Source organism: Kribbella sp. NPDC050124, from assembly GCF_044460355.1.
Classification (GTDB): Bacteria; Actinomycetota; Actinomycetes; order Propionibacteriales; family Kribbellaceae; genus Kribbella.
This window is the reverse complement of the sequence record NZ_JBITJU010000049.1, coordinates 1-20,064: the sequence shown is the minus strand read 5'-3', so window position 1 is coordinate 20,064 and position 20,064 is coordinate 1. Positions and strand designations below refer to the sequence as shown.

21 protein-coding genes are annotated in these 20,064 nt (G+C 68.6%); 10 read left to right on the top strand and 11 right to left on the bottom strand.

Annotated elements, in window-relative coordinates:
- The first annotated feature begins 28 nt into the window (after nucleotides 1-28).
- Nucleotides 29-1,045, top strand: coding sequence for an AMP-binding protein (locus tag ACIBL3_RS46310; protein ID WP_396360442.1), 1,017 nt, complete (start codon nucleotides 29-31; stop codon nucleotides 1,043-1,045).
- Here the strand turns inward: ACIBL3_RS46310 and ACIBL3_RS46305 are convergent.
- Nucleotides 1,028-1,918, bottom strand: coding sequence for a LysR family transcriptional regulator (locus ACIBL3_RS46305; RefSeq protein ID WP_396360439.1), 891 nt, complete (start codon nucleotides 1,916-1,918; stop codon nucleotides 1,028-1,030). The genes ACIBL3_RS46310 and ACIBL3_RS46305 overlap by 18 nt on opposite strands.
- Nucleotides 1,919-2,007: 89 nt before the next feature.
- On the opposite strand from ACIBL3_RS46305, the gene ACIBL3_RS46300 reads away from it, so the two are divergent.
- Nucleotides 2,008-3,177, top strand: coding sequence for an MFS transporter (locus tag ACIBL3_RS46300; RefSeq protein WP_396360438.1), 1,170 nt, complete (start codon nucleotides 2,008-2,010; stop codon nucleotides 3,175-3,177).
- Here ACIBL3_RS46300 and ACIBL3_RS46295 read toward each other — a convergent pair.
- The 3 genes from ACIBL3_RS46295 to ACIBL3_RS46285 all read right to left on the bottom strand — a co-directional run bounded on the left by ACIBL3_RS46295 (nucleotide 3,112) and on the right by ACIBL3_RS46285 (nucleotide 5,185).
- Nucleotides 3,112-4,110: a R2-like ligand-binding oxidase gene (locus tag ACIBL3_RS46295; RefSeq protein ID WP_396360437.1), complete on the bottom strand. Its 999-nt coding sequence runs from the start codon at nucleotides 4,108-4,110 to the stop codon at nucleotides 3,112-3,114. The two genes, ACIBL3_RS46300 and ACIBL3_RS46295, sit on opposite strands and share 66 nt — an antisense overlap.
- A complete protein-coding gene (locus tag ACIBL3_RS46290) occupies nucleotides 4,107-4,697 on the bottom strand; it encodes a TetR family transcriptional regulator (protein ID WP_396360435.1) in 591 nt (196 codons plus the stop codon). The genes ACIBL3_RS46295 and ACIBL3_RS46290 overlap by 4 nt, the downstream gene beginning before the upstream one ends.
- Before the next feature lie 230 nt (nucleotides 4,698-4,927).
- The gene (locus ACIBL3_RS46285; protein ID WP_396360434.1) at nucleotides 4,928-5,185 is read right to left on the bottom strand and encodes a TauD/TfdA dioxygenase family protein; all 258 of its coding nucleotides are present in this window, start codon (nucleotides 5,183-5,185) and stop codon (nucleotides 4,928-4,930) included.
- Nucleotides 5,186-5,311: 126 nt separating this feature from the next.
- On the opposite strand from ACIBL3_RS46285, the gene larE reads away from it, so the two are divergent.
- A complete protein-coding gene (larE, locus tag ACIBL3_RS46280) occupies nucleotides 5,312-6,781 on the top strand; it encodes an ATP-dependent sacrificial sulfur transferase LarE (RefSeq protein WP_396360433.1) in 1,470 nt (489 codons plus the stop codon).
- 129 nt (nucleotides 6,782-6,910) lie between these two features.
- Nucleotides 6,911-7,294 (top strand): cold-shock protein, encoded by a 384-nt coding sequence (locus tag ACIBL3_RS46275; protein ID WP_360531207.1) that lies wholly within the window; start codon nucleotides 6,911-6,913, stop codon nucleotides 7,292-7,294.
- Nucleotides 7,295-7,310: 16 nt separating this feature from the next.
- Here ACIBL3_RS46275 and ACIBL3_RS46270 read toward each other — a convergent pair whose 3' ends face one another.
- Nucleotides 7,311-8,036 carry a TetR/AcrR family transcriptional regulator gene (locus tag ACIBL3_RS46270; RefSeq protein ID WP_396360432.1) on the bottom strand — a complete coding sequence of 242 codons (726 nt, stop codon included), beginning with the start codon at nucleotides 8,034-8,036 and terminating at the stop codon, nucleotides 7,311-7,313.
- Nucleotides 8,037-8,135: 99 nt separating this feature from the next.
- Between ACIBL3_RS46270 and ACIBL3_RS46265 the strand changes: the two genes are divergently transcribed.
- Nucleotides 8,136-9,656, top strand: a complete 1,521-nt coding sequence (locus tag ACIBL3_RS46265) for an MFS transporter (RefSeq protein WP_396360431.1) — start codon at nucleotides 8,136-8,138, stop codon at nucleotides 9,654-9,656.
- Between the two features lie 67 nt (nucleotides 9,657-9,723).
- Here ACIBL3_RS46265 and ACIBL3_RS46260 read toward each other — a convergent pair whose 3' ends face one another.
- Nucleotides 9,724-11,568: an MFS transporter gene (locus tag ACIBL3_RS46260; RefSeq protein WP_396360430.1), complete on the bottom strand. Its 1,845-nt coding sequence runs from the start codon at nucleotides 11,566-11,568 to the stop codon at nucleotides 9,724-9,726.
- 84 nt (nucleotides 11,569-11,652) lie between these two features.
- Here ACIBL3_RS46260 and ACIBL3_RS46255 point away from each other — a divergent pair, with 84 nt between their 5' ends.
- Nucleotides 11,653-12,492 carry a DUF3027 domain-containing protein gene (locus ACIBL3_RS46255; protein ID WP_396360429.1) on the top strand — a complete coding sequence of 280 codons (840 nt, stop codon included), beginning with the start codon at nucleotides 11,653-11,655 and terminating at the stop codon, nucleotides 12,490-12,492.
- A gap of 111 nt (nucleotides 12,493-12,603) precedes the next feature.
- On the opposite strand, the gene ACIBL3_RS46250 is transcribed toward ACIBL3_RS46255, so the two are convergent.
- The 3 genes from ACIBL3_RS46250 to ACIBL3_RS46240 all read right to left on the bottom strand — a co-directional run bounded on the left by ACIBL3_RS46250 (nucleotide 12,604) and on the right by ACIBL3_RS46240 (nucleotide 14,862).
- Nucleotides 12,604-13,176, bottom strand: coding sequence for a hypothetical protein (locus tag ACIBL3_RS46250; RefSeq protein ID WP_396360428.1), 573 nt, complete (start codon nucleotides 13,174-13,176; stop codon nucleotides 12,604-12,606).
- Entirely contained in the window at nucleotides 13,173-14,285 is a 1,113-nt protein-coding gene (locus ACIBL3_RS46245; RefSeq protein ID WP_396360441.1) for a helix-turn-helix domain-containing protein, read from the bottom strand. The genes ACIBL3_RS46250 and ACIBL3_RS46245 overlap by 4 nt, the downstream gene beginning before the upstream one ends.
- Before the next feature lie 262 nt (nucleotides 14,286-14,547).
- Nucleotides 14,548-14,862 (bottom strand): DUF2530 domain-containing protein, encoded by a 315-nt coding sequence (locus ACIBL3_RS46240; RefSeq protein ID WP_396360427.1) that lies wholly within the window; start codon nucleotides 14,860-14,862, stop codon nucleotides 14,548-14,550.
- Nucleotides 14,863-14,942: 80 nt separating this feature from the next.
- Between ACIBL3_RS46240 and ACIBL3_RS46235 the strand changes: the two genes are divergently transcribed.
- On the top strand, nucleotides 14,943-16,415 hold the full coding sequence (locus ACIBL3_RS46235; RefSeq protein ID WP_396360426.1) for an NCS2 family permease: 1,473 nt from the start codon (nucleotides 14,943-14,945) through the stop codon (nucleotides 16,413-16,415).
- Here the strand turns inward: ACIBL3_RS46235 and ACIBL3_RS46230 are convergent, their stop codons facing one another.
- Nucleotides 16,416-16,769 (bottom strand): TetR/AcrR family transcriptional regulator C-terminal domain-containing protein, encoded by a 354-nt coding sequence (locus ACIBL3_RS46230; protein ID WP_396360440.1) that lies wholly within the window; start codon nucleotides 16,767-16,769, stop codon nucleotides 16,416-16,418.
- An 11-nt stretch (nucleotides 16,770-16,780) separates the two neighbouring features.
- Here ACIBL3_RS46230 and ACIBL3_RS46225 point away from each other — a divergent pair, with 11 nt between their 5' ends.
- Nucleotides 16,781-16,972, top strand: coding sequence for a hypothetical protein (locus ACIBL3_RS46225; RefSeq protein WP_396360425.1), 192 nt, complete (start codon nucleotides 16,781-16,783; stop codon nucleotides 16,970-16,972).
- Here ACIBL3_RS46225 and ACIBL3_RS46220 read toward each other — a convergent pair.
- Entirely contained in the window at nucleotides 16,969-18,036 is a 1,068-nt protein-coding gene (locus tag ACIBL3_RS46220) for a hypothetical protein (RefSeq protein WP_396360424.1), read from the bottom strand. The genes ACIBL3_RS46225 and ACIBL3_RS46220 overlap by 4 nt on opposite strands.
- 97 nt (nucleotides 18,037-18,133) lie before the next feature.
- On the opposite strand from ACIBL3_RS46220, the gene ACIBL3_RS46215 reads away from it, so the two are divergent.
- Together ACIBL3_RS46215 and ACIBL3_RS46210 are read left to right on the top strand one after the other, a co-directional pair.
- Nucleotides 18,134-18,583 (top strand): MarR family winged helix-turn-helix transcriptional regulator, encoded by a 450-nt coding sequence (locus ACIBL3_RS46215; RefSeq protein ID WP_396360423.1) that lies wholly within the window; start codon nucleotides 18,134-18,136, stop codon nucleotides 18,581-18,583.
- Nucleotides 18,580-19,923 carry an MFS transporter gene (locus ACIBL3_RS46210; RefSeq protein WP_396360422.1) on the top strand — a complete coding sequence of 448 codons (1,344 nt, stop codon included), beginning with the start codon at nucleotides 18,580-18,582 and terminating at the stop codon, nucleotides 19,921-19,923. Before ACIBL3_RS46215 ends, ACIBL3_RS46210 begins: the two co-directional genes overlap by 4 nt.
- Nucleotides 19,924-20,064 lie beyond the last annotated feature (141 nt).

Below are 20,064 nucleotides of genomic sequence, written 5' to 3'. Positions count from 1 at the left end.
GAAAAGCTCCTCTTCGGACGCGGCAAAGATCTTCCTTTCCAGACAACCCAATCTTAGTTGGGTCGCTGTCCGGCAACCTCGGGGCACCTCAGACCGGCTGTGCCTGCCAGTGCCCTTTTATCATTGCTTCGGAATGGTTATGGGCAACCTCGGCTGTACGACGCACGGTGCCTGCATGGTGATTCCCGGGCCGGCGTTCGATCCGGCGGCGACCCTGCGGGCGGTCCAGGACGAGCGGTGCACCGGGTTGTACGGCGTACCGACGATGTTCATCGCCGAGCTCGGGCTGCCGGACTTCGCCGAGTACGACCTCACCAGTCTGCGGACCGGTGTGATGGCCGGATCGCCGTGCCCGATCGAGGTGATGAAGCGCTGCGTGGCGGACATGCACATGGCCGAGGTGGCGATCTGCTACGGCATGACCGAGACGTCGCCGGTCTCGACGCAGACAAGGCGCGACGACGACTTGGATCGCCGTACGTCGACAGTCGGCCGGGTGATGCCGCACGTCGAGGTGAAACTCGTCGACCCGGCCACCGGGCTCGTGGTCGAGAGGGGCGAGCCCGGTGAGCTGTGCACCCGTGGGTACTCGGTGATGCTCGGCTACTGGGACGAGCCGGAGAAGACCGCGGAGGCGATCGACCAGGCGCGCTGGATGCACACCGGCGACCTGGCGGTGATGCGCGAGGACGGGTACGTGAACATCGTCGGCCGGATCAAGGACATGGTGATCCGCGGCGGCGAGAACGTGTACCCGCGCGAGATCGAGGAGTTCCTCTACACCCACCCGGCGGTGGCCGACGTCCAGGTGGTCGGCGTCCCCGATGCCAAGTACGGCGAGGAGCTCTGCGCCTGGATCAAGCTCAAAGACGGCGCCGACCCGCTCGACGCCGACGCCGTCCGGGCCTTCGCCACCGGCAAACTCGCCCATTTCAAGATCCCGAAGTACGTCCTCCTGGTCGACGACTTCCCGATGACCGTGACCGGCAAGATCCGCAAGGTCGAAATGCGCGAGAAGTCGGTGGAGCTACTCGGACTCGCGTGACCGCAGGTACGTCGCGAACGCTTGCAGGGAAGGCGTGTCCTCGCCGCGACGCCAGACCATGCCCAGGGCCGACTCGGCGACGCCGGTGATCGGGATGTTGACGATGTCGGCCCGGCGGTTCTGCTCGGCGCTGCGCAGGCACAGCAGCATGCCGCCGCGGTCTGCGGCGATCAGTGACAGGCCTTCTTGGAGAGTGCGGTACTCCGGGCCGCGGTGGATCAGCGCGCCGGCCGGGGTCTGGGTCGGCGCCTGGGCTTGGCGCCAGTAGCCGGGTGCGGGACCCGAGATCGCGACGAGGACGGCGCCCGCGAGGTCTTCGATGTCGAGGTTCTCGCGGTCGGCGAGCGGGTGCCGGGTGGAGACCGTGAGCGTCTGCGGCTGGCGGGAGAAGACCGGGCCGAGGACGAGATCGTCTTCCGCGACCGGCATCATCACGACGGCGGCGTCGACCTCGCCGCGTCGCAGCGAGCCGAACGGATCGTTCAGGGGGAGCTCGGCGGTGTCGATCAGGCAGTTCGGGTTGCGCGACTGGAACTCCGAGACCGCGGCCAGGATCTGGTCGTTCGCCGTGCCCTGGAAGCCGATCCGGAGCTTGCCCTTCACGCAGTTGGCGTAGTCGCGGGCGTTGTCCACCACCCGCTCCAGCGCCGCGTACGCCGGTCGCAGTGAGGTGAGGAACTCCTTGCCCAGCGGGGTCAACGCGACCCGGCGGCTGGTCCGCTCGAACAGCGGTCCGCCGATCCGGCGCTCCAGCGACTTCAGCAGCTGGCTGACCCGGCTCTGCGAGAGGTAGAGGCGTTCCGCCGTACGGCCGAAGTGGAGTTCGTCCGCGAGCACCAGGAAGCACTCCAGCTCACGGATCTCGACCGCCATCTCCGACCTCCCGATCGATTAGCTCAGCTAATACAAGCATGACCAGATCGCCGTTGTTCCGCACCCCTGGGTGGCCGAAACCTTGAAGTATGACGACGATCTGCGCCGACCAGGTGATGCCCAGGACCGGCGGCTGGGCCGCTTCGGTGACCATGGCCGCGACCGTGTTCACCGTGGTGACCGCCGAGATGCTGCCGGTCGGCCTGCTCACCCCGATGGGCTCAGGCCTCCAGATCAGCGAAGGCACCGCGGGCTTGACCCTGACAGTCACCGGCATCGTCTCCGCACTGGCCGCACCGCTGTTGCCGCTGGTGCTGGGCAAGCTCGACCGCCGCACCGTCATGGTCGGCCTGCTGGTGCTGCTCGCCGCGGCCGGGTTCCTCGCGGCTGCCGCGCCGAACTTCGGCACGTTGATGGCCGCGCGGGTGCTGATGGGGATCTCGATCGGCGGGGTCTGGCTGTTCACGGTCGGTCTCGCGCGGCGCGTCGTACCCGAGCATGCGGCCGGTCCGGCGACCTCGCTGATCTTCAGCGGGATCGGAATCGCTTCTGTGCTGGGGATTCCGGCCGGTGCGTACGTCGGCGAGCTGGTCGGCTGGCGCTGGGCCTTCGTCGCCGTCGGCATCCTGGCCGGCGCGTTGGCCATCGCCCTCGCGTTCCTCCTTCCGCCGTTGGCCGCGGAGAAGGCGGTCCGCCTGTGTGACGTCACCGACGTCCTGAAACTCAAGCAACTGCGAGTCGGCCTCGCGCTGGTCGCACTCCTCGTCACCGGCCACTTCGCCGCCTACACCTACGTCCGGCCGCTGCTCGAGAAGCAGGCAGGCATCACTCCGGCTCTGATCGGCACGCTTCTTCTCGCGTACGGCGGCGCCGGCATCGTCGGCAACTTCGTCGCCGGCTCCCTCCGCCCGACGCGTGCGATCGCCGTGATCGCGGCCGGGATCGCCGCGGTCGCCGTACTGATGCCGTTCGCCGGCACGACCATCGCCGGGGCCCTGATCCTCTTGCTGGCTTGGGGTTTCGCGCACGGCGGCACGAGCGTCAGCACCCAGGCCTGGGGGCACGCCGCGGCACCTGGTGCCCCCGAAGCATCGTCCGCCGTACTCGTCGGGGTCTACAACGGATCGATCGCCCTGGGCGCCTTCGCCGGCGGCCAGGTCGCCGACCACGCCGGTACGACGACCGTCACCTGGCTACCCGCGGTCCTGGCGACTGCCGCCCTGGTCCTTGTCCTGGCGAACCGCCGCCAGCGCGGCTGAGTCCTCGTCCCCGAAGACGTCCTCGAGCTTCTCCGGGGAGTAGTCGAGGTCGATCCCGGCCACGTCCGCGCCGACCGCCGACTCGATCGCGCCGAGGCGACGGGTCGCGCGGTCGCCGGCGTACGCCATCAACGCGGTCGGGTTGATCTCTGGTGGGAGCTCGGGGGAGTTGTCCAAGGCCCACTGGATCTGGGTCAGCCCGTGCGGGAGGAGCTCTTCCATCGTGTCGGTGACGACCTGCCAGTTCGACGCGTCCGCGGCGACGTGGCGGCGGCAGGTGAACGTGCCCCAGGCCATGTGCCGGCGTTCGTCGTCGCCGATCTTGCGGATCAGCTCCTGCATACCGGGCAGGACGCCGCGCGAGGTGCAGAGCAGGTTCCACGCGTGGTAGCCGGTGAGGGCCAGAGTCCCTTCCACCACGTGGTTGTAGGTGACACTCGCGCGGACCTGGTTGGCCGGCGACGGGTCGTCGGCGAGTGACTTGAGCGCGACCGGAAGGGCTTCGTAGAAGATCGCGCGGTAGCCCGGGTTGTTCTCGACGTAGTGGTGCAGGTCCTCGGTGATGCCGACCGCGTCCAGCCAGAGCCGGAAGACCGCGGTGTGCTTGGCCTCCTCGAAACAGAACTGGGTCAGGTACATCTCGTCGCCGAACCGCCCGTCGGCGGCCATCGCCCGCAGGAACGGCTGCAGGTCCTCGGTGACCGCCTCCTCGCCCGCGATGAACTGGGCGCAGAGCATCAACGCGTTGTCCTTGTCGTTGGCGCTCAGCTCCTGCCAGTCCTTCGCGTCCTGGCTGAAGTCGATGTCACGCGGGTTCCAGAACTTGCGATTGCCCTTGTCGAACAGCCGCAGCGGCAGCGCGTCCCAGTTGAACCCGCCGGACTTCAGTGAGTTGAAACCTTGTCGGTGCAGGGGATTCGTGGTCGTCGTCATCGCTGCCTCCTGGCCTCGGACAGAAAGGGGCTGAGGACGCGAGCCAACTGCGCCGCCACCGCCGCCGGGGGAGGGCCTGGCGTGACGATGTGGCTGAGGACGACGCGCAAGGCGACGTCGACGCAGTTGGTCGCGTCCTCCGGTGGTACCTCCGGCCAGTGCTCCCTGACGTGCTCACCCAGCCGTAGGTGGGCCACCTCCAGCACCTGCTGCCCCCGTGTGGTCAGCAGTTGGCTGGCCTGATCCGATCCCGGCTGGCCCAGCGCCGCCTTCACCAGCGGGTTCTCCCCGGCCAGTGTCAGGGCCCGCTCGACCGCGGCCCGCAGGCCGTCGATCGGGTCGGACTCCTCGGCGAGCGCCGCGTTCACGTCCAGCAGGAACCGCTCGGTCTCGCGTGCCGCAACCGCCTGCAGCACGCCCCACTTGTCGCCGAACTCGTTGTAGACGGTCTGCCGGGAGACGCCGGTACGACGGGCCACGTCGTTCATCCGCAGCCCGTCGTACCCGCCCGCGACGATCGCGTCGTAGGCGTTGTCCAGCAGCTCGTCGCGCAGTCGGCGCTTGGTCCGGTCGGCGAACGAGTCCATGAGACCGAGGGTTTACATTTCTGTCCAGAATGTCAAGAGGTCGGACAGCGTGACCTCAGCTGTCAAGTGCGGAGAAGTGGTCCGCGTTCCCGGTCCGGGGCGTGCTGCGGACGCCGTCGATGCTGACCGGGATGTCGCCGGCCAGGGTGATCCGGTGCAACCGCCGCGGCTGGTCGTCGTAGTCCGCGACGCCGGAGTGCTGCGTCGCCCGGTTGTCCCAGATCGCCAGGTCACCGGGCTGCCACTGCCAGCGGACGGTGTTGTCGAGGTTGGTGACCCGGTTCTGCAGCCCACAACTTGGCCGCCAGAGCCTGCAGTGCGGCGGGCAGCTTCGCGTACGCCGTCACGGTGTTGGCCCACGTGGTCGCGCCGCCGTACGCGGGCAGCGTGACCGCGCGGAGCAGGCTGATCGCGGGGATCCGGTCGACGAACGTGACGTCGGTGTGCCAGCTGTTCGCCTTGCCGTAGTCGGAGTCGATCGGCAGCACGTGCTCCTCGCCCTCGATGAGCGAGGGTGTTCTTAATATGTATTTTCCTACTGAATTAGTAGGCTTATCGTCCGTTTCGAGATGCGAGACCGGGGGCGTGGGGCGGTCTCACGTAGGGTTGGGGACGTGTCAACCGCCGAGATCCAGCCTGCTGCCGCCACCTTCGACGTGCCGGAACTCGTGGTCGGGTTCGACCTGGACATGACGCTGATCGACTCCCGGCCGGGGATCCAGGCCGTCTGGGACCTGATCGCCGCGGAGACCGGCGTGCCGATCGACACCGACCTGGTGGTTAGCCGGCTCGGCCCGCCGCTGACCTGGGAGATGGCGAACTGGTTCCCGCCGGAGCAGGTCGACGCGATGGTCGCCCGCTACCGCGAGCACTACCCGTCGCACGCGATCACCGGCAGTCTGCCGCTTCCCGGTGTGCTCGAGTCGCTGGCCGCCGTACGGGCGTTGCGCGGCCGGACGATGGTGGTGTCGGCGAAGTACACGCCGTCCGTCGTGCTGCACCTCGAGCACCTCGGGCTCGACGTGGACGAGCCGGTCGGTGACCTGCACGGCGCCAAGAAGGGCATCGCGCTGCGTGAACACCAGGCGACGATCTACGTCGGCGATCACACCGCCGACATCGACGGTGCGCGCGCCGCGGGTGCGGTCGCGGTGAGCGTGGCCACTGGGCCGTTCACTGCTGACGAGCTTCGTGCGTACGGCGCGGACGTCGTACTGAACGATCTCACCGAGTTCCCGGCCTGGCTGGACGCGTACGTGCTCGAGCAGCGGCTGGAAGCGCTGATGCGGCGGCTGTCGAGCTACCCGAACATGGTGGTCGCGTTCAGTGGCGGCGCTGACTCGGCGTTCCTGCTTGCGGCCGCGGCGCGGGCGATCGGGCCGGCCAACGTGGTCGCGGCGACCGCGGTGTCGCCGAGCCTGCCGGTGGCCGAGTTGGAGCCGGCGGCGCGGTTCGCGGACGGCATCGGCGTCCGGCACGTCACTCCGCACACGCACGAGATGGACCGCGAGGGGTACCAGGCCAACGCGGGCGACCGGTGCTACTTCTGCAAGGCCGAGCTGGTCGAGACGCTGCAGCCGATCGCGGACGAGTTCGGCATCACCGCGATCGCGACGGGGACGAACGCCGACGACGCGATCGCCGGCTTCCGCCCGGGGATCCGGGCCGCGTTCGAGCGGGGCGCGATCACGCCGCTGAAGGACGCCCGGCTGACCAAGGCGCAGATCCGCGAGGCCTCCCGGAGCTGGGGGCTGGAGACGTCGGACAAGCCCGCGGCCGCCTGCCTGTCCAGCCGGATCGCGTACGGCATCCGGATCACGCCGAACCTGCTGGCCCGGGTCGACCGGGCCGAACAGGCGGTCCGCTCGCTGCTCACGCCGTACGGCGTCGAGAACGTCCGGGTCCGTGACGTCGGCGAGACGGCGAGTATCGAGATCGACGCCCGGCTGCTGGACGAGGTCGATCACCGGCCGCTCGTCGACGCCGTCGTGGCGGAGGGTTTCCCGGCTGCCCGGGTCGATCCGCGCGGGTTCCGGTCGGGGTCGATGAACGAACGGTTGAAGGACCCCGAGAAGTACCGCTGATGATGCGGAACGCTTGCCCGCTCAGGTAGTTTTCCGGAGGCGCCCCGACGCGGGTTCACGTACGCTGGGTAGCCGATCGGGCAGTACGCCCGTCCCCTGTTCCGACGATTGACAGACGAAGAGGTCACCGTGCCCGTTGGCAAGGTCAAGTGGTATGACTCCGAGAAGGGGTTCGGCTTCCTCAGCAAGGAGGAGGGCGGCGACGTCTACGTCCGTGCCGACGCTCTTCCCGCGGGTGTCACCAACCTCAAGCCGGGCCAGAAGGTCGAGTTCGGTGTCGTCGAAGGACGCAGGGGCGAGCAGGCTCTGCAGGTGCGGCTGATCGACCCGCCGCCGTCGGTGGCGAAGGCGATGCGGCCGAAGCCGGAGGAGATGCAGCTCGTCATCGAGGACCTGATCAAGCTGCTCGACAACCTCGGCGAGGGGTACCGCCGCGGCCGCCACCCCGACAACAAGGCCGCCCGCCAGGTCGCCACCGTGCTGCGGGGCGTCGCCGACAAGCTCGACTTCTAGTGTCCCGCGTCGGACACTAAGCCCTTCCGTCGATCCGGGCCTGGATGCCGTCGAGCACGGTGTCCAGGCCGAAGCTGAACTCACTGGGGTCGCCGTCGTCCGCGTGGCCGGTGTCCTCCACCAGCCCGGCCACGATCGCCGGGAACCGTTCCGGGTCGGCCAGCAGCTTGAGCCTGGCGTCGTAGAGGCGATCGGCCTCCTGCGCCTCCTCGGCCGATCGGGTCTGCATGTCCGCCGTGATCTGGACGGCGCCGCGGACGTAGATGTTCACCAGCAGCATCGACGACACCCGTTCGGCCGGCGTCAGCGACGTGTCGTCGAACGCGCGCAGCCCCTGCTCCATCCAGGCCAGTTGGTTCGGTGACAGCGGCGGCTCGAAGATCGGCACCTGCAGGATCCACGGGTGCCGCACCATGGCGTCCCGGAACGCCTCGGCCCAGGCGGTGGTCCGCTCCCGCCAGGTCGCCTGCTCCAGCGCCGGCGGCTCACCGAACGCGTGATCGAGCATGACGACGTACAGGTCGTCCTTGGCGTCGACGTACCGGTAGAGCGACATCGTGGTGAAGCCGAGCTCGGCCGCCACCTTGCTCATCGAGACCGCGGCCAGCCCGCCGGCGTCGGCCAGCTTGATCGCGGCCCGGCCGATGTCGCTCAGGTGGAACGCCGGTTTCGGTCCCGGTCGCTGCCGCCCTTCGATTCCCCAGAGCTGCTGCAGCACCCGCGGCAGTTCGGTCATGTCCATACGCCGCAGTCTATCTGTTTACAGCATAGACAGTCATCGGATATGGTCTGTGTACGGCGCACACAGTGGGTGCCGTACACAGATCATCGGAGGGGTGTCATGAGTACGACGGAACGGGCGGGACGCAAGGAGTGGATCGCGCTCGGCGTGCTCGCGCTGCCGCTACTGCTGGTATCGATGGACGTCTCGGTGCTGTACTTCGCGGTCCCGTTCGTCTCCGCGGACCTGGGTGTGTCGGCGACCGAGCAGCTGTGGATCTTCGACATCTACGGGTTCGTCCTGGCCGGGCTGCTGATCACCATGGGCTCCCTGGGTGACCGGATCGGGCGGCGTCGGTTGCTGCTGTTCGGTGCGGTCGCGTTCGGGCTGGCGTCGGTGGCGGCGGCGTACGCGCAGACCCCGGAGCAGCTGATCGCGGCCCGGGCGATTCTCGGCATCGGCGGGGCGACCTTGATGCCGTCGACGCTGGCGCTGATCCGGAACATGTTCCACGACCCGGCCCAGCGGTCGAAGGCGATCGCATTCTGGAGCGCGGTGATGCTGGGCGGGATCTCGCTGGGGCCGGTGCTCGGCGGGTTCCTGCTGGAGCACTTCTGGTGGGGGTCGGTGTTCCTGATCAACACCCCGGCGATGGTGCTGCTGCTGATCCTCGCGCCGCTGCTGCTGCCGGAGTTCAAGACGCCGGACGCCGGGCGGTTCGACCTGATCGGGTCGGCGTTGTCGCTGGCCGCCGTACTGCCGGTGATCTGGGGGATCAAGGAGCTCGCGGCGCATGGAGCGTCGGCGTTGCCGGTGGTGGCGATCGTGGCCGGGGTCGTGTTCGGGGCGCTGTTCGTGCAGCGGCAGCGGACCGCGTCGTACCCGATGATCGAGCTGGGGATGTTCCGCAGCCGCGTGTTCAGCGGGTCGCTCGCGGCCAACACGATCGGCACGCTGGCGATGGTGGGGAACGCGATCTTCATGACGCAGTACCTGCAGCTCGTGCTTGGTCTGAGCCCGTTCAAGGCTGCGCTCTGGGCACTCGCTCCGACTGTGGTCGTGGGCGGTGCGGCGCCGGTCGCGGCGATCCTCGCGCGGCGGGTCGACCGGGCGTACGTGATCGGTGGCGCCTTCGTGCTGGCGGCTTCCGGGTTCGTCGTACTGACTCAGGTAGGTCCGGACTCGCCGCTCGCGCTGATCCTGGTCGGCTCCGGACTGCTCGCCGCCGGGCTCGTGATGGTGATGTCGCTGGTCACCGAGGCGGTCGTCGGATCAGTCGCGCCGGAGCGAGCCGGGTCGGCGTCGGCGGTGATGGAGACCTGCAGCGAGTTCGGCGGCGCGCTCGGGATCGCGATCCTCGGCTCCATCGGTACGGCGGCCTACCGCGCCGACCTCCCGTCGGACGTCGCGGCGCCGATCCGCGAAGGCCTCCCGTCGGCGACCGCCGTGGCCGCCCAGCTCCCGGGGCCGGCAGCCGAAGCCGTCCTCGCCACCGCCCGCCACGCCTTCACCCACAGCCTGAACGTAGTCGCGATCGTCGGCGCTCTACTGCTCCTCGCAACCGCAGTGGCCGCTACCCTCACCCTCCGCGGCCTGACCCCGGTGGAGAGTCCCACCGACGAGGTGCAACCGGTGGCCTGACCACCGCCGGGATATGTCACCGCTGGTGTGTTGCAACACGTCAGCGGTGACACAACCCGCCAGTCGGCTAGCGCGGTGGGCGGCCGCCGCCGCGGCGGCGGTTGAAGATGCCGCCACGGTTGCGTTCGACCGTCGGTTCCTCGGCCCAGGGAGCCTGGTCCTCGAGGGTTTCCTCTTCGTCCTCGTCGGGCTGGCCGCTCCACCATTTCCCGACCGGCTGCTGCGGCTGCTGCTGGTTGTCGAGCTTCAGTTCCACCGTCGGCTCGTCGTACCGGCGCTGGGTGTTCTCGCGGTTCGCGCGCTGCTCGGCGACGCTGGTGGTCAGGATCGTCCGGCTCGTGCTCGTCGGCGGCTCGGGCTCCGGCTTGGCTGCGGGCGGCTTCGGCGCCGGCTGCCGCGGCTTGATCGGGCCGGCCGGTCGGCCGGACGGCTTCATCCGGACGACGAGGAAGACGACGATCAGGAGTACGCCGGCCAGGAACCCGAAGCCGAGGCGGGGGATCAGCGGCAGCACGATCCCACAGCCGCCGCCGATCACCCACGACAGTTGCAGCACCGTCTCCGAGCGGGCGAACACCGACGTACGCACGGTCTCCGGCACGTCGCGCTGGATCATCGCGTCCAGTGACAGCTTGCCGAGGGAACTGCACAACCCGGCCACCAGGCCGAGCACGATCAGAATCGGGAAGCCGTAGAACACCGCGACGAGGATCGCGACCGTCGCGTCCGCGAGCAGCACGACCAGGACGACGGTCTCGGGTTTTCGGGCCTTGAGCAACGATCCGACCACGGTGCCGAGGCTGTTGCCCAGACCTGCTGCCGCGATCACCGCGCCGGCGGCCAGCGCGCCGTCGATCCCGCTGACCGGTTCGTCCCGCAGCAGGAAGGCCAGGTACATGGTGAGGAATCCGGACACGAACCGGAGTCCGAGGTTGCACCGGATCCCGCGCGCCACCGCCGAGGTGATCGCCCGCCGCCGCGCGTCGCGCCCCGCCGTACCGGTCATCTCCTCACCGGCGGGGGAGTCGACCTTGCTCGGCAGCCGGATCGCCAGCACCAGGCCGACCGTGTACAGCAGCGCGGCCCAGCGCAGCGACCACTCCGGCCCGATCGACGCGAACGCAGCCGCGATGCCCGCACCGAGAGTCGCACCCGCGACACCGGCCAACGAGATCCGGGAGTTCGCCGTGACGAGAGTGATCTCCTTAGGGAGCAGCCTCGGTACGGCGGATGCCCGCGTCACGCCGTACGCCTTGGAGGCGACCAGGCATCCCAGGGCGGCCGGGTACAGCCAGTCTGAACTGCTGCCGGTCATCGAGGCGGCGAGGCTCCAGACCAGGAATCCACGCACGCCGAGCGTCGCCCCGATCGCCCACCGGCGGCCGTGCCGGAACCGGTCCAGGATCGGCCCGATCAGCGGCGCCATCAGCGCGAACGGCGCCATCGTCAGTACCAGGAACAGCGCGACCCGGTCCCGGGCCTGCTCACTCGGTACGGCGAAGAACACGGTGCCGGCCAGCGACACGGCGAACGCGGTGTCAGCGGCGGCGTTGACCGCGCCCAGCTCGATCAGTCGAGAGAGCCCGGACTCGCGGGCGCCCTGAGCGCCGGTCAGGCCGCTGATGCGCCGGCCCGTGGCGCGGCCGACCTTGCCGCCGACTGTGGCCGTCTTGCGCGACGCCGCTGCCACCCCGCCCGCGCCGACCTTCGAGGCGTGGCCGACCTTCTTGCTCGCCGTACCGAGCTTCTCCTTCGCGCCGCTGATCCGCTCGGCCTTGCTCTTGCCCGCCTGCTTCTCACCGGGCCGGTCACCGGTCTTGTCGCCAGCCTGGTTGCCAGGTGTCCCGCCGGTCGGGTTCGCGCCGGGTCCACCAGGCGTCGCCTTCCGGTCCGCGGGGTCTGGGCTCTGCATGGAACCATCCTGCCTCCTGCAGGGGACAGACCGTAGTCACGGCGCGTTCCGAGCACCCTCGCGGGCGTGCGAGAATGGGCGATTGTGACTCCCGTCAGAACTCCGGACCCGGTTCGTGCCAAGGCTGACGCCGTCTGTGTCGCGGCGGTCGAACCCGCGCGCGAGGCCGCGATCGCCGAAGCCGGCGCCGCGCAGGTCGGGGAGCACCTCGGTCACCTGGTCGAGGGTGAGCGCCTCGTCACGCACTACTTCGCCTCCGCCCACCCCGGGTACCGCGGCTGGCGCTGGGCGGTCACGCTGACCCGCGCCTCCCGCGCCAAGACGGTCACCGTCAACGAGGTCGTGATGCTGCCCGGCGGCGAGGCCGTCGTCGCGCCCGAGTGGATCCCGTGGTCCGACCGTGTCCAGCCCGGCGACCTGCGCCCCGGCGACCTGTTCCCGACCCACGCCGACGACCCGCGCCTCGAGCCCGGCTTCACCGACACCGGCGCCCTCGACGACGTCCGCGCCGTCGTCGACGAGCTCGGCCTCGGCCGCGAGCGCGTGCTGTCGCCGTTCGGCCGCGAAGAGGCAGCCGAGCGCTGGTACGGCGGCGACTTCGGCCCGTCCTCCGCGATCGCCCAGGCCGTCCCGTACAAGTGCCACGCCTGCGGCTACTGGATCCGCCTCGCCGACAGTCTCGGTCAGGCCTTCGGCGTCTGCACCAACGAGATGGCCCCCGGCGAGGGCCGCGTCGTCGCCTACGACTACGGCTGCGGCGCCCACTCCGACGCCACCATCGACCTCCCCGACCAGCCCGCCACCCACCACGCCTTCGACACCACCGGCTACGACAACCTGGAACTAGCCGAAGCCGACGCCGTCCAATCCGAAGTAGAAGCCACCGCCGAACCAGAATCCGACGACGAAGTAACCACCGACTAAGCCCACCACCTCCGGCGGCGACTGACTTCCATCGCCTCCGGCGCCCCCGCGAACCGGTGTCGTGCGGTCGACGTGCTCGGCGCGGAGGACCAGCGCTGCCCCACGCGCCAACTACGGCCGCATGCGCGTTCCAGTCGCCGGGTTGTCCTGGTTCGGAGTGAAGGCGGTTGCCCAGAGTTGGTAGCCGTTCGGGGTGGGGAGGCCTTCCGGCTCCCAGCGGGCTCTGGCGGCCATGCGCATGCTTGCTCGGTTGTGTTCGTGGATGAAGCCCTGGAGGACGAGGGTGGATGCGCCGGAGCCGACTGCCCTGGTGCTGGCTTCAGCCTTTCCGACGGCCATGATCTCATCGCCGACGTACCGGTCTCTCAGGTTCCGGAAGTGCGTGCTCACAGCTCCGGCTTCGAAGGTCGCGACCAGCAGGTCTCCGTGCTGTTCGTAGGACAGATGTACGGCGGCGCCAACGGCGTTCTCGTCATCTCGTCCCACGAGGAGGGTCTCGCCGGCCTGGAGTCGCGCAGCGAGAGTGCGGAAATGTCGCTGTGCGGCCCATTCCCATTCGCGGGGGTGCTTGGGGAGCCGCCGACCCTTGGCAGTGCGGGGCCACTCGTCAGTACAGGTGAAGGCCTGAAGCTCCGTCGCCTGATGCTTGTCGAGCTGCTCCCATTTCAGCAGTCGTTCGTTCACAGGGGCGCCGCTTGACCAGGGCTCGAGCCAAGCTTGCGCTTCCACGCGGCAGCACTCCGTTTCGCTGCCAGCAGCTCTTCGTACTCGCGTGAAGCGGCTTCGTCGTCGGGTTCCGGGAAGTCGATCTCGTCGACCGGGACGCTCAGAACCCAGGCGAGGGCGGCCGGATCGGCCTGTCCGGAGCGCACGCGATGCGACAGATCGGAGATCAACCGGATCGGGAACCTTCGGCCAGTGGATTCTGCTTCGCGCTCAACGACCGCATCTACTCCTGCGCCATAGCGGCTGAGCGCTGCCAGGTGTCGACGAAGTAGATGTTGGGTCGGCTGTTCCAGAGCGGCGGATGCCTCGGCAGATGGCTTCATTCGAAGCTTGCGAAGGCGGTTGCGCAGTGCCTCGGTGGAGACGCCGGTGTCCCAAACGAACTTGGCCAGCTCTGTCCCATCGACCCGGGACCAGTTGATCTCCCGCATGCGGTCCTCGGGGAGGAGTAGAGCAGCCGCGAACTCATCGGCCGGTTGCTCGTTGGCCTTCTCGACTCCGCGGCCGGCGTGGTGACCGAGCACGAGGTGGCCGAGCTCATGGGCGACGGACCAGTTGTTCCGAAACCAGTTCGGAGTGCTGGTCAGGAGGATCACCGATCGACCGCCGATGCGGAGTGAGTAGTCGGTGGAGAGCTCAGGAATGCGAAGCACGTCGATGGCGAACGCCGCTTCGATCTGCTCGGCAAACCGTCGAACGAAGTCGCGGCCCAGGCGCCTTCGAACCGCGCCTGGCTCAGCAGGGAGGTCCGGTGAGACCGACGGCCCGTCGGGATAGGCCTCTCGGTAGACGGCGGCAACCTTCTCCAGAACCTTGTCATCCGCCTCACGGCCGGGATTCACGCGCTGCGCTTGCACCGGATCCCAAACATGCCGAGCGGCGACGTCCACACGCAGCGGATCTTCGCGCCCGGTGATCAGCCAGTAGATGTCAACGCCGAGCGAGTCGGCGAGACTGGCCAACTCGATCGACGAGAACCCGCGTTGCCCGTTGAGCGCACGCGACAGAGCGTCCGGCGTCATGTCGACGAGGCTCGCGAGCCTGCGCTGACTGAGCCCGGGCGGCATCTGCGAGCGAATGCGTTCGCCGACTGCGAGCAACTGCTGATCCATGCCCCAAGCCTAGCGAAGTGTTGGGATTTTCCCAACACCTTGCCGATTCGAGGGCGCTCGGTGCCTATCGGCACTTTTCTGCCGATATCGGCAGAAAAGTGCTGTTGATCGGCTGCAGCGGCCAACGCCAGACCTGCACGCCATGCACGTCAGTCCGTGACGGGGTGTGCGGGCCGCCGGAGGCGGTGTCCTTTGGGCGGGAGTTCTCTGGTGGGGGTCAGTCTTCGATGGCGCTGCGGTGGCCGGCTTGGATGGCGGCCCAGCGGCGGCGGCAGTACCAGAGGCCGATGAAGCCGAGGCCGATGCCGGCGACGGTGACCCAGAGCCACCACTCGAGGCCTTCCTTCGCGAGCTCGTCGCGGACGATGAGGACGACGACGAAGGCGATGGTCCACAAGACGATGCCGGTGATGACGCTGGGGATGCCGGACAGGTCGAGTGGCTTGACCTCGGCGTGCACCAGCTCGCCGCGGGCCAGTTGACTCGTCGGGTCGGTGCGCTTCTTCGAACCAGCGGGCTGCTCGTCTGCCACGGCCCCACTTTAGCTGCCGACTTCCAGCTCCTTGCGGTTAGTGCTCGCAACTTGCGGGTGGGACCTGGCACGATTCCGCCATGAGCTCGCCCCAGGCCGCCACCGCCCCGCAACGGTCCAGCTTCGTGGACTCGTACTTCAAGATCAGCCAGCGTGGTTCCACCGTCAGCCGGGAGATCCGCGGCGGTGTGGTCACGTTCTTCACGATGGCCTACATCGTGGTGCTGAACCCGCTGATCATCGGCACCGTCAAGGACAGCACCGGTCAGTTCGTGGGCGGTGGCACTGATCCGGCGGCGTCGATCGCGAAGATCGCGGTGGCGACCGCGCTGGTGGCCGGCGTGGTCACGATCCTGATGGGCGTGCTGGCGAACTTCCCGCTCGCCCTGGCGACCGGCCTGGGCCTGAACGCGTTCGTGGCGTTCTCGATCGCGACCAAGATGACCTGGGCGGACGCGATGGGCCTGGTGGTGCTGGAGGGCCTCATCATCTTGGTCCTGGTGCTGACCGGGTTCCGCAAGGCGGTGTTCGAGGCGGTCCCGGTGCCGTTGAAAGTGGCGATCAGCGTCGGGATCGGCCTGTTCATCGCGTTCATCGGGTTCGTCGACGCAGGCTTCGTACGGCGTCCTGCCGCGCTGACCGGCCCGCCCGTCGAGCTAGGTGTCGCCGGCAACCTTCGGGGCTGGCCGGTGCTGGTCTTCGTGATCGGCCTGACCGTGATCGTCACGCTGTACGCGCGGAAGGTGAAGGGCGCGATCCTGATCGGCATCCTGGCCACGACGGTGCTGGCGATCGCCGTCGAGTCGATCGCGAACATCGGGGCCCGGACCGCCGAGAACCCGGACGGCTGGGGCCTGACGGTGCCGAAGCTGCCGGAGGACTGGTTCAGCAAGCCGAACCTGGACACGCTCGGCGAGTTCAGCCTGTTCGGGTCGTTCGAGAAGATCGGCGTGGTGGCCGCGCTGCTGCTGATCTTCACGCTGATGCTGGCGGACTTCTTCGACACGATGGGCACGATGACCGCGATCGGCGCCGAGGCCGGGCTGCTGGACGAGGACGGCAACCCGCCGAACTCGCAGCGCATCCTGATCGTCGACTCGGTCGCGGCCGCCGCCGGTGGTGCCGCGTCGGTGTCGAGCAACACGTCGTACATCGAGTCCGCGTCGGGCGTCGGTGAGGGCGCGCGGACCGGGCTGGCGAGTGTGGTGACCGGGATCTGCTTCCTGATCTCGATGGTGGTCGCGCCGCTGGTCACCCTGGTCCCGTACGAGGCGGCCACGCCGGCGCTGATCCTGGTCGGGTTCCTGATGATGACGCAGGTCAAGGGGATCGACTTCGACGACCTCGAGGTCGCGTTTCCGGCCTTCCTGACCATCATCCTGATGCCGTTCACGTACTCGATCACCGCCGGGATCGGGGCCGGCTTCGTCTTCTTCGTGATCCTCAAGCTGGTCCGCGGCAAGGCCCGGCAGGTGCACCCGCTGATGTGGGTGGTCTCGATCCTGTTCGTGGTCTACTTCGCGATCGGCCCGCTCGGCGACTGGCTGACCTGATCACTCGTTGCCGAAGGCCCGCAGAAACGTCTGTACGGCGTTCCGCGTGACGTCGGCCAGTTCCGCCGTACCCAGCTCCCGCGTCCCGAACCGGGACCGGGTCTCCAGCGGGCCGGTCAGCAACGCCCCGAACTGTTCCGCGGCAACGGCCGGGTCGGTCACCTTGAGCCGCCCGGCCAGCGCCAGCCTGGCCAGCCGGTCGGCCAGCGCGTCGTTGACCCGGTCGGTCGCGCGATCGCGGACGATGGCGAGCAGTTCCGGCATGTTCCCGAGCTCGGCGGCGAGCAGGCGCCGCAGTGCCACCGACTTCGCGTCGCAGTAGCACTCCGCGAGCTTCACCCCGACCTCGGTCAGTGCCTCCTCCGGTGCACGACCCGATTCACCTGGCCGGCGACGAGCAGATCCTGGACAAGATCGCCAAGATGAGCGCGGTCCGATTCACCGACCAGGACGACGCGCAGGTCGGCAAGGCGGTCTACGCGCTGCACCTGGTGAAGACCGAGAAGTACCCGGAGTGGGCTGCCCGCATCGACGAGATCTTCGGCGCCGACGTCTAACCCCGCAGTTGCAGGTACTCCGCCCGCGCCTTGAACAGCTTGCGGAGCTCCACGGTCACGCTGTCGAGGAATTCCTCGCGGTACGACGAGTCGGTCATCAGCGCGATCGAGTAGTAGAGACCGGTGAAGTTCGCGATGCCGACCGCGACCTTCACCAGACCGGCGCTGATCACCATCGGGTGCCCCAGCAGCTGGACGTCGTACGACCAGGCGCCGGGGTCGATCTCCCAGGTTTCGTAGATTTGCCGGCTGATCCCCAGCATGCCGAAGGCAATGAAGAACAGGAAAACCCCGCTGCTGACCACCAGCGTCTGCACCCATTGCCGGATCGCCAGGCTGACGGTCAGGTTCAGCCGCTGCAGCCGGCGCAGTGGCGGTCCCGACGCGGCGTCCTGTTCGATCGCGTCGACCTCCTTCGGCAGCCGCACCATCAGGAACAGCGTGCTGAGCAGCGTGAAGGCGGCCATCGAGAACAGGATGAACTCGATCGGCATCCCGGTGAACACCTGCCACATCTCGGTGTTGATGAACAGCACCAGTGAGAACACCAGCAGCAACGGGAGCGCCCGGACCATGCTCGCGATCGAGTCGGCCAGATCGCCGGCCAGCCGGCGCAGGCTCCAGTACGTCGTTGCGATCAGGCCGTAGCCCACCACGACGTACACCAGGCCGACGAGCAGCAGGTTGCCGAGGACAACACCGAAGAACTGCTGCACCTGGCCTTCGGTGACCAGCGGCAGCAGGGCCGGGAGCAGGATGAACACGGCCAGTTCCGGGATGCCGAACCGGGTCGGCAGCGACCAGAACGGGCGGCCGCGGAGCTTGTTCAGGATCCCGAAGCCGCCGATCAGGGCGGCCAGCGCGGCGATCGCGGCCAGCGCGTTCTTCCAGACCGGCCAGTCCAGCGAGGTGGCGCCGAGCATCTCGGCCAGGAACACCAGCGCGAGCAGCGGGGTCGCCCTGGTGAAGATGTCGTGCGTCGGCGAGAAGTCCTCGATGAACAGCGGCAGCCCGGCCCGCCGGAACCGCTGCTCGTACCGCTCGAGCTCCGCAGGTGTCCCCATGTCCGGGAACCTTAGCGCCCCGGTGCCGGCTGACCGGGAATACCACCGGCCGGTCAACCGTTTTCTTTAGCAAAGGTAATGAGTTAAGCTAACGAACATGCCCGAAGTCGTAGCCCAGCAGGTGAAGAGTGACGTCGGGCTGGCGAGTGCCCTGCGGTCGTCGACGTTGCGGCTGTCCCGGCAGATCCGGCGGCAGCGCGAGCCCGGTCACGACCTCACCGCCAACCAGCTCAGCGTGCTCGGCGCGCTGGCCAAGCACGACGCGATGACGATCGGCGAGCTGGCCGGCCACGAGCAGGTCAAGCCGCCGTCGATGACGCGGATCGTGTCGAACATGGAGGAGGCGGGCCTGGTCGCCCGCCGGCCCCACCCGACCGACAAACGCCAGATCGTGGTCGAGCTGACCGACCGCGCCGACGAGCTGATCCTGGCCAACCGACGGCGCCGCGACGAGTGGCTGCAGACCAAACTGAAGCAACTGACCCCCGAGGAGCGCGACATCCTGCGCAAAGCAGCACCTGTTCTCGAACGCCTGGCGGCTACATGAGTCCGACCTTCCGCGCGTTCAAAGTTCGCAACTTCCGTCTCTACGCCACCGGCGCGATCATCTCGAACGTCGGCACCTGGATGCAGCGTGTCGCCCAGGACTGGCTGGTCCTGGAGCTGACCCACTCCGGTACGGCGCTCGGCATCGTCACCGGACTGCAGTTCCTGCCGGCCCTCCTGCTCGGCCCGTACGCCGGTGTCGTGGCCGACCGCTTCCCGAAGCGCCGGGTGCTGACCTGCACCCAGATCGCGATGGCCGCGGTCGCCCTCGTCCTGGGCGGACTGACCGTCTCCGGGCTGGTCGTGCCCTGGCACGTGTACCTGCTGGCCCTGCTGTTCGGTGTCGGTACGGCGTTCGACGCCCCCGCCCGGCAGTCGTTCGTGGTCGAGATGGTCGGCCGGGACGAGCTCGCCAACGCGGTCGGGCTGAACTCGGCGTCCTTCAACGCCGCCCGGCTGCTCGGCCCTGCGCTGGCCGGCCTGCTGATCCACTGGATCGGCACCGGACCGGTGATCATGATCAACGGCTTCACCTACGCCGCGGTGATCCTGTCGCTGCGGCTGATGCGGGTCGACGAGCTGCACACCCCGAAACCCGCGGCCCGGGAGAAGGGCATGATCCGCGACGGCATGCGCTACCTGTGGCGCCGGCCGGACCTGATGATGATCCTGGTCACCGTGTTCTTCGCGGGCACCTTCGGCCTGAACTTCCAGATGACATCCGCACTGATGGCCACCGAGGTGTTCGGCAAGGGCGCGGGGGAGTACGGCATCCTCGGCTCGATCCTGGCGATCGGCTCGCTGTCCGGCGCGCTGCTGGCCGCCCGCCGGGTCCGGATCCGCGCTCGCCTGGTGATCGGCGCGGCCCTGGCGTTCGGTGTGATGGCGCTGGTCAGCGGACTGATGCCGACGTACCTGACCTATGCCATGGTGCTGCCGCTGGTCGGGCTGACCTCGCTGACCATGCTGACCGCCGCGAACGCGACGATGCAGCTGAGCATCGAGCCCACGATGCGCGGCCGGGTGATGGCGCTCTACATGACGGTTCTGATGGGCGGTACGCCGATCGGGTCGCCGCTGATCGGGTGGGTCGGCCAGACCTTCGGCGCCCGCTGGTCACTGATCGCCGGCGGCGGGCTCACGATCCTCGGCACGGTCGCCGCGGTGCTGTACTTCTCGCGCAAGCGGGGCCTGGCCATCCGCCCGCGGCTGCTGCCGCGCCCGCGGCTGGAGGTGCTCCCGCAGACCGAGCTCCTCGGCGAGAAGGCCGCCGTCGACGCGGCGCCGGCACCACTGACCACAGTCGAAGTCTCGAAGGACCCCGGGCCGAAGGTCGCCTAAGGGCGTGTCGCCTGACTCCCCGCCTACTGCGCGGCACTCGGCACGTCACCTCGCCGCACTGGCCCGAAGGCCACGATGCTCCGCATCGAGACCTCCGTTCCAGCACGCCGATGCACCGCACCGAGCACCTGCTCGCTACGG